This window comes from Pseudomonas sp. CK-NBRI-02 (assembly GCF_008124495.1).
Classification (GTDB): domain Bacteria; phylum Pseudomonadota; class Gammaproteobacteria; order Pseudomonadales; family Pseudomonadaceae; genus Aquipseudomonas; species Aquipseudomonas guariconensis.
Genome location: NZ_VSJH01000006.1, coordinates 179,069 through 191,784 on the forward strand (window position 1 = coordinate 179,069; position 12,716 = coordinate 191,784).

General features: G+C 61.7%; 9 protein-coding genes, 3 tRNA genes and 3 pseudogenes. 5 read left to right on the forward strand and 10 right to left on the reverse strand.

Translation table 11 applies throughout. The features are described 5' to 3' along the window. Positions 1-2: 2 nt before the first annotated feature. The 3 genes from DQ397_RS05215 to DQ397_RS05225 all read right to left on the reverse strand — a co-directional run bounded on the left by DQ397_RS05215 (position 3) and on the right by DQ397_RS05225 (position 350). A tRNA-Glu gene (locus DQ397_RS05215) sits at positions 3-108 on the reverse strand. Positions 109-196: 88 nt separating this feature from the next. Further along, positions 197-272 (reverse strand) — tRNA-Gly (locus DQ397_RS05220). A gap of 2 nt (positions 273-274) precedes the next feature. Continuing rightward, positions 275-350 (reverse strand) — tRNA-Glu (locus DQ397_RS05225). A 314-nt stretch (positions 351-664) separates the two neighbouring features. On the opposite strand from DQ397_RS05225, the gene DQ397_RS05230 reads away from it, so the two are divergent. Then, positions 665-1,432, forward strand: coding sequence for a hypothetical protein (locus tag DQ397_RS05230; protein ID WP_043209865.1), 768 nt, complete (start codon positions 665-667; stop codon positions 1,430-1,432). A gap of 212 nt (positions 1,433-1,644) precedes the next feature. Here the strand turns inward: DQ397_RS05230 and DQ397_RS05235 are convergent, their stop codons facing one another. Further along, positions 1,645-2,127, reverse strand: coding sequence for a GAF domain-containing protein (locus tag DQ397_RS05235; RefSeq protein WP_043209863.1), 483 nt, complete (start codon positions 2,125-2,127; stop codon positions 1,645-1,647). After that, a pseudogene (locus DQ397_RS05240) lies at positions 2,124-2,243 on the reverse strand (AAA family ATPase); the annotation flags it as partial. The gene DQ397_RS05235 and the pseudogene DQ397_RS05240, both read right to left, overlap by 4 nt. Before the next feature lie 96 nt (positions 2,244-2,339). Here DQ397_RS05240 and DQ397_RS05245 point away from each other — a divergent pair. Beyond that, positions 2,340-4,696, forward strand: a pseudogene (locus DQ397_RS05245) (response regulator). Here DQ397_RS05245 and DQ397_RS05250 read toward each other — a convergent pair. Next, on the reverse strand, positions 4,686-5,174 hold the full coding sequence (locus tag DQ397_RS05250; RefSeq protein ID WP_043209858.1) for a glutathione peroxidase: 489 nt from the start codon (positions 5,172-5,174) through the stop codon (positions 4,686-4,688). The pseudogene DQ397_RS05245 and the gene DQ397_RS05250 overlap by 11 nt on opposite strands. 13 nt (positions 5,175-5,187) lie before the next feature. Then, complete coding sequence (gene msrB, locus DQ397_RS05255) at positions 5,188-5,583, reverse strand: peptide-methionine (R)-S-oxide reductase MsrB (protein WP_043209856.1); 396 nt, start codon at positions 5,581-5,583, stop codon at positions 5,188-5,190. A 163-nt stretch (positions 5,584-5,746) separates the two neighbouring features. Here msrB and DQ397_RS05260 point away from each other — a divergent pair, with 163 nt between their 5' ends. Both DQ397_RS05260 and htpX read left to right on the forward strand, forming a co-directional pair. Beyond that, the gene (locus DQ397_RS05260) at positions 5,747-6,958 is read left to right on the forward strand and encodes a pyridoxal phosphate-dependent aminotransferase (protein ID WP_043209854.1); all 1,212 of its coding nucleotides are present in this window, start codon (positions 5,747-5,749) and stop codon (positions 6,956-6,958) included. A 280-nt stretch (positions 6,959-7,238) separates the two neighbouring features. Beyond that, positions 7,239-8,126, forward strand: a complete 888-nt coding sequence (htpX, locus tag DQ397_RS05265) for a protease HtpX (RefSeq protein WP_043209852.1) — start codon at positions 7,239-7,241, stop codon at positions 8,124-8,126. A gap of 60 nt (positions 8,127-8,186) precedes the next feature. Here htpX and DQ397_RS05270 read toward each other — a convergent pair whose 3' ends face one another. Continuing rightward, entirely contained in the window at positions 8,187-8,837 is a 651-nt protein-coding gene (locus DQ397_RS05270; RefSeq protein ID WP_043209850.1) for a thiopurine S-methyltransferase, read from the reverse strand. A gap of 101 nt (positions 8,838-8,938) precedes the next feature. Here DQ397_RS05270 and DQ397_RS05275 point away from each other — a divergent pair, with 101 nt between their 5' ends. Then, positions 8,939-9,706, forward strand: a complete 768-nt coding sequence (locus DQ397_RS05275; protein WP_043209848.1) for a class III extradiol ring-cleavage dioxygenase — start codon at positions 8,939-8,941, stop codon at positions 9,704-9,706. A gap of 108 nt (positions 9,707-9,814) precedes the next feature. Here DQ397_RS05275 and DQ397_RS05280 read toward each other — a convergent pair. Continuing rightward, positions 9,815-11,525, reverse strand: a pseudogene (locus DQ397_RS05280) (DEAD/DEAH box helicase). 319 nt (positions 11,526-11,844) lie between these two features. Then, positions 11,845-12,600, reverse strand: a complete 756-nt coding sequence (locus tag DQ397_RS05290; protein ID WP_043209843.1) for a spermidine synthase — start codon at positions 12,598-12,600, stop codon at positions 11,845-11,847. Positions 12,601-12,716: the final 116 nt, after the last annotated feature.

The following is a 12,716-nucleotide window of genomic DNA, read 5'->3' on the forward strand; positions in this document are numbered from 1 at the left end:
AATGGCGTCCCCTAGGGGACTCGAACCCCTGTTACCGCCGTGAAAGGGCCTCGAACCCCTGTTACCGCCGTGAAAGGGCGGTGTCCTAGGCCACTAGACGAAGGGGACATACCCAACGCTTTTCAGCGCACCAGCTCAATGCCTTTCGACAGCGACTGGATTTTCAAGCTCTGCCAGAGGCAGAACTCAGGAAAACTGGAGCGGGAAACGAGACTCGAACTCGCGACCCCGACCTTGGCAAGGTCGTGCTCTACCAACTGAGCTATTCCCGCATTGGCGTCCCCTAGGGGACTCGAACCCCTGTTACCGCCGTGAAAGGGCGGTGTCCTAGGCCACTAGACGAAGGGGACACACACTACAACTTTTCACTCCCTGCCGCGCTTTGCTGTGAGCTTTACGCTGCAAGTGGCGCGCATTCTATGGATGCCTTGAGGGGGCGTCAACCCCTTTCTGGAAATTTATTTAAATCAATGACTTCCGGCTTTAGAAAGACAACAGGCATGATGCGCCCAACGGCTGGCGTTGATTTTTTGACAGCAGGTCGGCAAGCTCGTGGCAAAGTGCTAGCAGAGCAATTCGCAATCCTGTCGGATAGCCCTACCCGGCCATAGGCGAACTCTCCTACACTCAAGTCGGAAATTATCTATTTGACGAGGCGTTAACGGTGACACCACTTCTGATCACCTTGCTCATCGTGGCAGGTATCGCGCTACTGATCGTGATCGGCTACCTCAATAATGTCGTGGAAAACGCCAAGCTTGAGCGCGCTCGCCTGAAAATAGAACTGGCAGAACGCCTGCGTCGCTGCGGCGAAATCAGCGAAACCTTCCCCCGGCAACTCATGACGCCAGCCCTCAAGGTGCTGCTGACCCGCCTGGAGCTCAACCTTTATCAACGTCAATTGGCACTGGACAAGCACAACGCCGAGATCAAGGGACGTATCAGCGAGCTGGAAAGCCTCGTTGCCCAAGGCGACGGCATTGCGATCAACAACCCGCCCAGCCCGATCCAGACCGAGGCCAAAGCCAAGGAAGTGCGTTTTCTCTTGGAGTCGTTGCACAACCAGATCGTACGCGCCACTCAGGAAGGTTTCCTGCAAACCAATGAAGGCAAGTATTGGGTCAAGGAGATTCGCCACCTGTTGGTCCTGCTGCACATCGAGTTCTTCAACAACCTGGGCCAGCAAGCCCTGCAGCAGAACCAACCCGGTCAGGCGCGGCTGGCTTTCGACCGGGGTGTGCAATACCTGCGCAAACAGCAGGACCCCAAGCAATACGACGAACAGCGCATCTACCTGGAAAAGCTCCTGGCCCGTGCCGACGCACTGGTGAAGGACAAGATGGAACCTGCGGAAAACGACGAAAATGCGCTGACCCAAGGTCTGAAAGCCGACGAAAGCGAAAACTGGAAAAAGAAAGCGCTCTACGACTGAGGGCTGATCCTCGCGACCACTTCGTCAAACTGCTCGTTGCGCGAAGCAGATAACGCGCTACGCCAGTGTGCACGGACAAACCCGCTCCCACAGAATCGGCGCAAATCCTGGAGGATCGGGTTTAGCCGTGAAGACACCGCCACGGGGCCAGGCAACGGCTCCCACAGAAAACGCAGCAAAGACAAGGGGCTTTCATAGGCCCCTTGTCGTTTTCAGCAGTCTGTCAACTCAAGGAAAATCGCCGTCAGGCGTTCCAGCCCGGCTTGATCCGCCTCGCTGAACCGCGCCAGCTTCGGGCTGTCCAGGTCCAGCACACCAATCAGCCTGCCCGCCTTCACCAGTGGAATCACCAGCTCGCTATTGGATGCGCTGTCACAGGCGATGTGGCCTGGGAAGGCATGCACATCCTCGACCCGCTGGGTCTGACGCGATGCCGCGGCCGCTCCGCACACACCCTTGCCGAAGGGGATGCGTACGCAGGCCACCTGGCCCTGGAACGGGCCGAGCACCAATTGCTCGTCGCGGTTGAGATAGAAGCCAGCCCAGTTCAGGTCCTCGATCTGATGATAGAGAAACGCAGAAAACTGCGCGGCATTGGCGATGAAGTCGCGTTCGTCGGCAAACAGCGCCTGCACTTGCGCGGCCAGCAGGTCGTAGCCATCGAGGCCGGAGCCGCTGGCGTTGAGGTCGATCATTGTTTCTGCTCCAACAATTGCCGCCCGAACCAATACCGGGCGAACTGATAGGCACAACGGCCATTACGGATGCCGCAGCCGGACGACCGGCGCACGACGAGTTTGTCCAAGGCTTCGCACGATGCCGCCCCCCGGGCTAGAGGTGCCGCCAAAGCCCATGATCGAGCGGTAAAGAACCTGAAACCAATGCGAGCAGCTTGGCTGTATCGACTATGCTTGCGCAGCGCAAGGGACGTAAACCGGCTCGGACTCCATGGATATCAAGTTCACCAATCGCCTGTCATACAAGCAAGCCCGGTTGACAGTCATGGTCGGCTTCATCTTGGGGGCGCTACTCAGCCTCGTGCAGATCGGCATCGATTATGCCAGCGAAGACGCGTCCATCAACCGCGAGGTGCAGGCGCTGCTGCAAATCAGCCACGATCCGCTGTCGCGCATCACTTACAACATCGACGCAGAGCTTGCCCAAGAGCTGATCGGTGGCCTGCTGCAATCGCCGGCGGTGATCCGCGCGCGCCTGGTCGACAACAACGACACCGTGCTGGCCGACGCCAGCCGCCCTCGCCAGGAAGACCGCTACCGGCCACTGAGCGATTTCCTGTTTGGCGAACAGCGCCAGTTTCAGGAACGCTTGTTTCTGTCCAGCCTGCCCAATGAATACCTCGGCACTTTGTATCTGGACATCGACACCTATGCCTTTGGCGGTCGCTTTCTGGACCGCGCAGGCGTCACCTTGGTCAATGGTTTCGCCCGCAGCCTGGTGCTGGCCGGCATTCTCCTGGCGTTGTTCTATATGATGCTGACCAAGCCGCTGGTAACGGTGATCGCCGCTCTGAGCAGTAGCGACCCGCGCCATCCCCACCAAGGACGCCTGACATGCCCCCATGGCCATGAACAGGATGAGATCGGCGTGCTGGTCAAAGTCGCCAACCAGCAGTTCGTCAGCATGTCCACCGAGATCCAGCAACGCCGCAATGCCGAAAACCGCCTGACCGAGTACCTGAACGAACTGGAGGATATCGTCTCGGCCCGTACCGACGAGCTCAAGGCCAGCAACAACCGCCTCAGCCAGTCCAACCAAGAGCTGGAGCACGCCCGCCAACAGGCATTGGACATGGCCCAGGCCAGAGCCGCATTCCTGGCCAACATGAGCCATGAAATCCGCACGCCGCTCAACGGCATGCTCGGCATGATTTCCCTGGCCTTGGACAGCCCGCTGGCCGCCGAACAACGCCAGCAGCTATCCATCGCACACGACTCGGGCAAGGTGTTGGTAGAACTGCTCAACGATATTCTCGACCTGTCCAAATTCGATGCCGGGCAACTGGAGCTCGAGCGCATCCCCTTCGACATGGGCGCGATGGTCGAGGACACCGCCAATCTGCTGTCGCAGAACGCGGCAGCCAACGTCGAACTGACCTGCCTGATCAGCCCCGACTTTCCCAGCACGGTGCTGGGCGACCCGACCCGGGTACGGCAGATTGTGAGTAATTTGCTGTCCAACGCTCTCAAATTCACCCGCTTTGGCCGGGTCGATGTGCGCCTGACGCCGATCGTCGGGGGCGTACGCCTGGAAGTGTGCGACACCGGCATCGGCATCCCCGAACAGGCCCAAGCGCGCATCTTCCAGCCCTTCACCCAAGCCGGCGCCGGCATCACCCGCCAGTACGGCGGCACGGGGCTAGGCCTTGCCCTGACCCGCAACCTGTGCAAGGCCATGCAAGGTCACTTGCACATCGACTCCGAGGCAGGCTTTGGCAGCCGCTTCACGGCTGAGCTGCCGCTGCTCGCGCACACCGAAGCCATCCCGCCCGCCCCTTTGCATGGGCGCGTCGTCGTTCTGAGCAACGCTGCCAGTGGCCTGACCGAACTGTTGCACAAGCTGCTGCCTGGCTGGGGACTGTCCTATCACGGCTTCGATGATGCAGCGCAGGCCGCCGACGCCACGCCCGACTTGGTAATCACCGACGATGTGGCCCACCTGGACACCTTGCGCTCCTGCCTGCAGGCGCCGATTCTGCTGGTGACTGCGTATGGCAACTTCCTCACCCAGGAGCACGCCACGCAACTGGCCCCCCTGCTGCAACTGGCGCGCCCCCTGGCACGCAACACCCTGTATCAGACGCTGCGCCGCGCATTGGAGGGTGTCGAGGCCGACGTCCCCCTGCCCCACCTGCAGGCCCAGCCCCAACCAATACGGGCTCGCGTCCTGCTGGTAGAGGACAACCCGGTCAATCAACTGGTGGCCAAAGGCATGCTGGTCAAACTCGGTTGCCAGGTGCTGCTCGCCACCCAGGGCGCCGAGGCCCTGGCGCGATTGGAGCAGGAGACGGTGGACATGGTGCTGATGGACTGCAACATGCCGGTGATGGACGGCTACGAGGCCACCCGGCGCATCCGCCAGGACGGGCGATGGCCAGCACTGCCGATCGTTGCCTTGACCGCCAACGCCATGCCCGAGGAGCGCGAGCGTTGCCGCGCCGCCGGCATGAACGATTACCTGGCCAAGCCGTTTCGTCGCGAGGAGTTGCTGGCGTTGGTCGACCACTGGGTGCCGATCAGCGGCTGAGCAAGGCCTCGATCGACGCCTTGAGCGCCTCAGGCTTGGTGTTGGGGGCGTAGCGGGTGACTTTGCCGCTGGCAGGGTCGACCAGGAACTTGGTGAAATTCCACTTGATCCGCTGCGTGCCCAGGATGCCGGGTGCGCGCTTTTTCAGCTCGACGAACAAGGGATGGGCATCCGGGCCATTGACCTCGATCTTGCGAAACAACGGGAAGCTCACACCGAAGTTGCGCTCGCAGAATTGCGCGATGTCCAAGGCATCCCCGGGCTCCTGCTTGCCAAACTGATTGCAGGGGAACCCGAGGACCACCAGCCCGCGCTCGCGGTATTGCTTCCACAGCTGCTCCAGGCCCCTGTACTGGGGCGTGAAACCACACTGGCTGGCGGTGTTGACCACCAGCAGCGCCTTGCCCGGAAAGTCGCCCAGCACCTTTTGCTCGCCCTTCAAGGTGACGCAGCGGATGTTCTTCAGCGTATCGGCCATCGCAGGTCTCCGGTCAGTCACGCGGCTTGAGGTCCAGGCACACTGAGTTGATGCAGTAGCGCAGGCCGGTCGGTGGCGGGCCATCGGGGAACACGTGGCCCAGGTGGGCATCGCAACGCGCGCAGGTGACTTCGGTACGGATCATGCCGTGGGAGGTGTCGCGTATCTCGATCATGGCGCTCTGTTCGATCGGCTCGTAGAAACTGGGCCAACCGCAGCCGGAGTCGAACTTGGCTCGCGAGTCGAACAATGGCAGGTCGCAGCAGATGCAGTGGTAGATGCCATCGCGACGCTCGCTGTTGTACTTGCCACTGAAGGGGCGCTCGGTGCCCTTCAAACGGCACACCTCATACTGGGCCGGATCCAGCATCTGGCGCCATTCTTCCAGGGTTTTGTCGATCTTTTGCATGGGGGAACCTCGGCAGGCTGAATTTCACTCGCGCCGTCTTTCTTTATGGCGGGGGTGACACGTATATTAGTTGGCTTCTTTTGCCAGCCAGTCTGGCATGCACTCCGCCCTTTTCAAACCTTTTGACGGCGGCGCGCCGCGACTTCTCAATCGGGATCACATCATGCAGTTCAGCAAATCGAACAAGCTCGCCAATGTCTGCTACGACATTCGCGGCCCAGTGCTCAAGCACGCCAAACGCCTGGAAGAGGAAGGCCATCGCATCCTCAAGCTGAACATCGGCAACCCGGCGCCGTTTGGCTTCGAGGCGCCGGACGAGATCCTCCAGGATGTGATCCGCAACCTGCCCACCGCCCAGGGCTACAGCGACTCCAAAGGCTTGTTCAGTGCGCGTAAGGCGGTCATGCAGTACTGCCAGCAAAAGCAGATCGAGGGTGTGGGCATCGAGGACATCTACCTCGGCAACGGCGTGTCCGAGCTGATCGTGATGTCCATGCAGGCACTGCTCAACAACGGCGATGAAGTGCTGATCCCGGCCCCGGACTACCCGCTGTGGACCGCCGCCGTCAGCCTGGCGGGCGGCAAGCCTGTGCACTACCTGTGTGACGAACAGGCCGACTGGTTCCCGGACCTGGAAGACATCAAGGCCAAGATCACCCCGAACACCAAGGCCCTGGTGATCATCAACCCGAACAACCCGACCGGCGCTGTGTACTCCAAGGAACTGCTGCTGGGCATGCTGGAGCTGGCCCGCCAGCACAACCTGGTGGTGTTCTCCGACGAGATCTACGACAAGATCCTCTACGACGAAGCCGTGCACATCAGCACCGCGTCGCTGGCCCCGGACCTGCTTTGCCTGACCTTCAACGGCCTGTCCAAGTCGTACCGGGTGGCGGGCTTCCGCTCCGGCTGGCTGATCATCTCAGGGCCCAAGCAGCACGCCCAGAGTTACATCGAAGGCATCGACATGCTGGCCAACATGCGTCTGTGCGCCAACGTGCCGGCCCAGCACGCGATCCAGACTGCCCTGGGCGGCTATCAGAGCATCAACGACCTGGTGCTGCCGCCAGGCCGCCTGCTCGAGCAGCGCAACCGCACCTACGAGTTGCTCAACGACATTCCCGGGGTGAGCTGCGTCAAGCCCATGGGCGCGCTGTACGCCTTCCCCAAGATCGACCCGAAAGTCTGTCCGATCCACAATGACGAAAAGTTCGTCCTCGACCTGCTGTTGTCGGAAAAACTGCTGATCGTCCAGGGCACGGCCTTCAACTGGCCTTGGCCGGACCACTTCCGCGTGGTGACCTTGCCACGAGTGGACGATCTGGAGCAGGCCATCGGACGGATCGGCAACTTCCTGCGCACCTACCAGCAGTAAGCTATCGGAGGGGGACTGTGTCCCTTCCCAGGCTATCGCCTTCGCCCGACTGCCTTCGGTGTCGGCGATAGTCCTCGATGATTCGCAGCGCCGTCATGGAGCGTTTTCTGCAGGAGAGTTCTTACATCCTGCAACGCTCTATCCCACAGCCCGCGCCCTATCCTCTGCCATACTCCGCCGTACACAGTTTGAAATAGTCGGCCGGTTGAATCAGTGTGACCCGCCCCTTATATAGCCCGCAGTACGCGACATTTTCATCCGTCAGGAGAACGTAACAACCATGATGCGCATTCTGTTGTTTGTAGCCACCAACCTCGCGGTGGTGCTGGTTGCAAGCATTACCCTGAGCCTGTTCGGCTTCAACGGGTTCATGGCGGCCAACGGCGTTGACCTCAATCTCAGCCAACTGCTGGTCTTCTGCGCCGTGTTCGGCTTCGCCGGCTCGCTGGTCTCGCTGTTCATCTCCAAGTGGATGGCGAAGATGACCACCGGCACCCAGATCATCAGCCAACCTCGCACCCGCCACGAACAGTGGCTGCTGCAGACGGTCGAGGAACTGTCCCGCGAGGCCGGCATCAAGATGCCGGAAGTGGGTATCTTCCCAGCCTACGAAGCCAACGCCTTCGCCACCGGCTGGAACCGCAACGACGCTCTGGTGGCCGTATCCCAGGGCTTGCTCGAGCGCTTCTCGCCTGATGAAGTGCGTGCCGTGCTGGCCCATGAAATCGGCCACGTGGCCAACGGTGACATGGTCACCCTGGCGCTGGTGCAAGGCGTGGTGAACACCTTCGTGATGTTCTTCGCCCGCATCATCGGCAACTTCGTCGACAAGGTGATCTTCAAGAACGAAGAAGGCCAAGGCATCGCCTACTATGTGGCGACCATCGTCGCCGAGCTGATCCTGGGTATCCTGGCCAGCATGATCGTCATGTGGTTCTCGCGCCGCCGCGAATACCGTGCCGACGAAGCCGGCGCCCAGCTGGCCGGCACCGGCGCGATGATCGGCGCCCTGCAGCGCCTGCGCGTGGAGCAAGGTATGCCTGTGCACATGCCCGACACCTTGAAGGCGTTCGGCATCAATGGTGGCCTCAAGCACGGCCTGGCGGGCCTGCTGATGAGCCACCCGCCACTGGAAGACCGCATCGAGGCGCTGCGCCGCCGCGGTTGATCCAAGCGCACGAAAAAGGGCGACTTCGGTCGCCCTTTTTCGTGCGCGCTGGACGCTCGTTCAGCGCACCAGTCGATATACCCGCTCGATCAGACTCGTGATTCCGGCCTGTTCGAATTTTGGGCTCTCCTGAATGATCTCCCGCTCTTCGAGCGTTTCCACCCGCCAGCCAGCGAACCCAGTCCGTACCTCGTCATCCGTTACCGAAAACGGCGGCCCGTCGAGCCGTGCCTGATCGTAATCGAGCGTCACCATCAGGCCCTTGCAGGCATCCGGCAACAGCCGCGACAGCAACGCCAGGTAACGTTCGCGCATGGCAGGGGGCAAGGCAATGACCGCCGCACGGTCATACAGGCCGACGCAATCGCCCACATCCTGCGCCGTCAGCGCAAAGAAATCCCCGCACCACAGTTCCACATCACCGCTGCGCCATACTTCGAAGGCGCCCTGCTGGGTCACCTGCGGCGCCAAGCCGTGTTCGTTGAAAAAGTCCTCTACTGCACGCCGGGACAGCTCCACGCCTAGAACCTGATGCCCCTGCCCCGCCAGCCAGGCCAGGTCCAGGCTCTTGCCACACAAGGGCACCAGCACGCGGCTAGCCTGCGCCAGGCCTAATGCAGGCCAATAGGTTTGCAGATAAAGATTGACCTGCGCCTGATGAAAGCCGATCTGATTGTCCGCCCATCGCTTGTGCCAGAACGCCGGCTCCATGCTTCCTCCCGGTTTTTCGATGAAATGCGCTGAAAACTTATATTGGATATCGATCGGTAACTGATCGAAGATGAACGCATCTTACCCGCCAGGACATCTCCATGCTGCCCAGCCTGTTCATTTCCCATGGTTCGCCCATGCTCGCCTTGCAACCCGGCGCCAGCGGGCCCGCATTGTCCAAGCTGGCCAATGACCTGGCGCTTGCGAAGGCGATCATCGTGGTATCGGCGCACTGGGAGAGCCGCGAGTTGCTGGTGACGGGCAATCCACAGCCACAAACCTGGCATGACTTTCATGGGTTTCCTGCCGCGCTGTATGCCGTGCAATACCCCGCCCCCGGTGAGCCGGAACTGGCCCGACAGGTGAGCGACCGCCTGACGGCAGCAGGCCTGCCCACCCGCCTGGATACCCACCGCCCCTTCGACCACGGCGCCTGGGTGCCGCTGTCGCTGATGTATCCGGATGCCAGCATTCCCGTCATCCAGGTGTCGTTGCCCAGCCAACTTGGCCCAGCCCTGCAGCTCAAAGTTGGCGAAGCGCTTGCCGGGTTGCGCGCCGAAGGCGTACTGCTGATCGGCTCCGGCAGCATTACTCACAACCTGAGCGAGCTAGACTGGCACGCCGGGCCGGATGTGATCGAGCCGTGGGCGCTGGCGTTTCGGGACTGGGTAGTGGAAAAGCTGACACAGAATGACCGGCAGGCGCTGCTCGACTACCGACAACAGGCGCCATTTGCCGTGCGCAATCACCCCAGCGACGAACACCTGTTGCCGTTGTTCTTTGCCCTGGGGGCTGGCGAGCGGTTTGGTGTCGTCCATCAAGGATTCACCTTGGGGGCGCTTGGGATGGACATCTATCGGTTCGACTGAGGAACGTTTCACGTCCCAGGCCTGTGCGGCCCTGTACAGCCCATCACGCCAATGCACCGACAAAAAAAATCCCCGACCTAGGGCGGGGATTTTTTCATTGCGCCAGGATCAATCCTCGCGGTAGCGGCGCAGCTTCAGCTGCTTGCCAGCCACACGGGTGTCCTTGAGCTTGGACAGCAGACGCTCCAGGCCGTCTTCAGGCAGCTCGATCAAGCTGAAGCTGTCACGTACCTGGATACGGCCGATGGCGTCACGCGCCAGGCCACCTTCGTTGAGGATCGCGCCGAGCAGGTTCTTGGCGGCGATGCCGTCACGGGCACCGAGGGCGGTACGGCAACGCACGCGGCCTTCGGCCAGCGGCATTGGCGCACGGCGCTCGCGATCACCACGCTCGCTGCGCTCACCGCGATCGGAACGCTCGCCGCGCTCACGCGGGGTGAAGGTCGGCACCAGAGGCTGCTCACGCTCGACCGAAGCCAGGTCCAAGGCTTGGCCGTTGGTGGCCTTGCGCAGCAGGGCCGAAGCCAGGGCACGCGGGCTGCAGCCCAGGTCTGCGGTCAGGCGGTCGAACAGCTCGCCATGGCTGGCTTCTGCCTCGGCAACCATCGGTGCCAGGCTTGCGGTCAGCTTCTTGATACGTGCATCGAGCACGGCCTGCGGGTTCGGCAGGCGGGCTTCAGCGACCTTCTGCCCGGTCACGCGCTCGATGACCTGCAGCATGCGACGCTCACGTGGGGTGACCAGCAGCAGTGCGCGACCATCGCGACCGGCACGACCGGTACGGCCGATACGGTGCACGTAGGACTCCGGGTCGTACGGCATGTCGACGTTGAACACGTGGGTGATGCGCGGTACGTCCAGGCCTCGGGCGGCGACATCGGTCGCGACGACGATGTCCAGGCGGCCATCCTTGAGCGAGTCGATGACACGTTCACGCTGGTTCTGGGCGATGTCGCCGTTCAGCGCGGCGGCCTTGTAGCCCTTGGCTTCCAGCGCGGCGGCCAGGTCCAGGGTGGCTTGCTTGGTCCGTACGAAGGCGATCAGCGCGTCGAACTCTTCCACTTCCAGCAGACGCAGCACAGCCGGAATCTTCTGGTCGGCATGGACCATCAGGTGGGCCTGGTCGATCGCGGTGACGGTCTGGGTCTTGCTCTGGATCTTGACGTGCTTCGGTTCACGCAGGTGACGCTCGGCGATGGAGCGAATCGAAGACGGCAGGGTGGCGGAGAACAGTACGGTCTGGCGCGACTCCGGGATGGCCTTGAAGATGACTTCCAGGTCGTCCATGAAGCCGAGCTTGAGCATTTCGTCTGCCTCGTCGAGTACCAGGTACTGGACGGTGGACAGGACTTTCTCGTCGCGGCGCAGGTGGTCGCACAGGCGACCCGGGGTGGCGACGACGATCTGTGCGCCGTTACGAATGGCGCGCAGTTGTGGGCCCATCGGGGCACCACCGTAGACAGCCACCACGTTCACGCCAGGCATCTGCTTGGCGTAGGTTTCGAAGGCGGTGGCTACTTGCAGCGCCAGCTCGCGGGTTGGCGCTAGGATCAGGGCTTGCGGTTCGCGCTTGCTCACATCGATCTTGTTGAGGATCGGCAGGGCGAAGGCAGCGGTCTTGCCGGTGCCAGTCTGCGCCTGGCCGATCATGTCGTGACCGGCGAGGATGATCGGGATCGATTGTTGCTGGATGGCCGATGGCTCTTCATAGCCTGTGGCCAGCACGGCGGCAACGATGTTCGGATGAAGATCGAGAGCGGCGAATCCGCCGGTTTCCTGGGTCATGGGTCTGCCTCTATGTGCATCCGCAAAGACCCATGCTCCAAAGCTGCACATGCCTTGAAAGACCAAAAGGTCACCCAGGCAGCTTTGGCGGCGGGGATTTGCGAAAACGATTGAAAAAGGAACGTCTTGGGGAGGTCCGCCTAGCGGACGTGCAGCCGAAGCTGGACTCGGAGGGTTTGCACCACCTGATTTTGAGGTCCGCTAAAAGACCGGCGCGTACTATACCCGAATCCGTGCCCGACCGTGAGATTTTTTTCAGTGGAGAGGGCCACCTTGCCGCTATCGCGTCGTCGCCGCTGAATCGTTTCTACAGCCTCGATGGAAAGCGACGCCTCCCAGACGCTCGTCAACCGTCAGGTCGCGGGCCGGATCGCCTTGATCAGATACTCCAGCGAATACCCAAGACGCGGCGCCAGGGCCGCGGCGCGCTCACCCACGCCGTCCAGGTCCAGTACTTGCTCGAGATCGGCCGGTACCAGCAGGATGACGTTGCCCTCCTTCACCGGCAGTTCCCAGTAATGGCGATGGTACAGCCCACGCAGCAAGGCCGCGCCCAGCGGCCTGCCATCATCGCCAGCCCACTGGTTGATCACCAGCCAGCCGCCAGGGTTTAGCTGCTTCTGGCAGTTTTCCAAAAAGCCCCACGCCAGATGACCGACGCCCGGCCCGTGGTCGGTATACAGGTCGACGAACAGCAGATCGGCCTTTTCGGCGGTCGGCAGCAGTTCCAGGGCATCGCCAACCCGCACGTACAGCCGCGGATCATCGTCAAGGCCCATGTACTCCATGGCCAGGCGCGGCACATCCGGCCGCAGCTCGATGGCTTCGACATCGTCCAAGGGCAGGAACTTCAAACACGCCTGGGTCAGGGTGCCGGCCCCCAAGCCGAGGAACAACGCGCTCTCGGGCTGCTCATGGCACAGTGCGCCTACCAGCATGGCGCGAGTGTAGTCGTACTCCAGCCAGCTGGGGTCGGCGGTAAACGTGCAGCTTTGCTCGATGGCATCGCCAAACTCCAGGAAGCGGTAGTCGTCCACTTCATAGACGCTGATGACCCCGAAGGCGTCCTCGACCCGGGCCAACAACCGCTCTTCCCGCTCCGTCCCCATGACCGACACCTGTGCGCGCAAAAGCCGACATTCTCCGCCAATGCCCCCGGTGCAACAAGCGCGTCGCCAACTGATACCATGGCGATCATGCCTATAGCCGACAACACCGAGCCTGT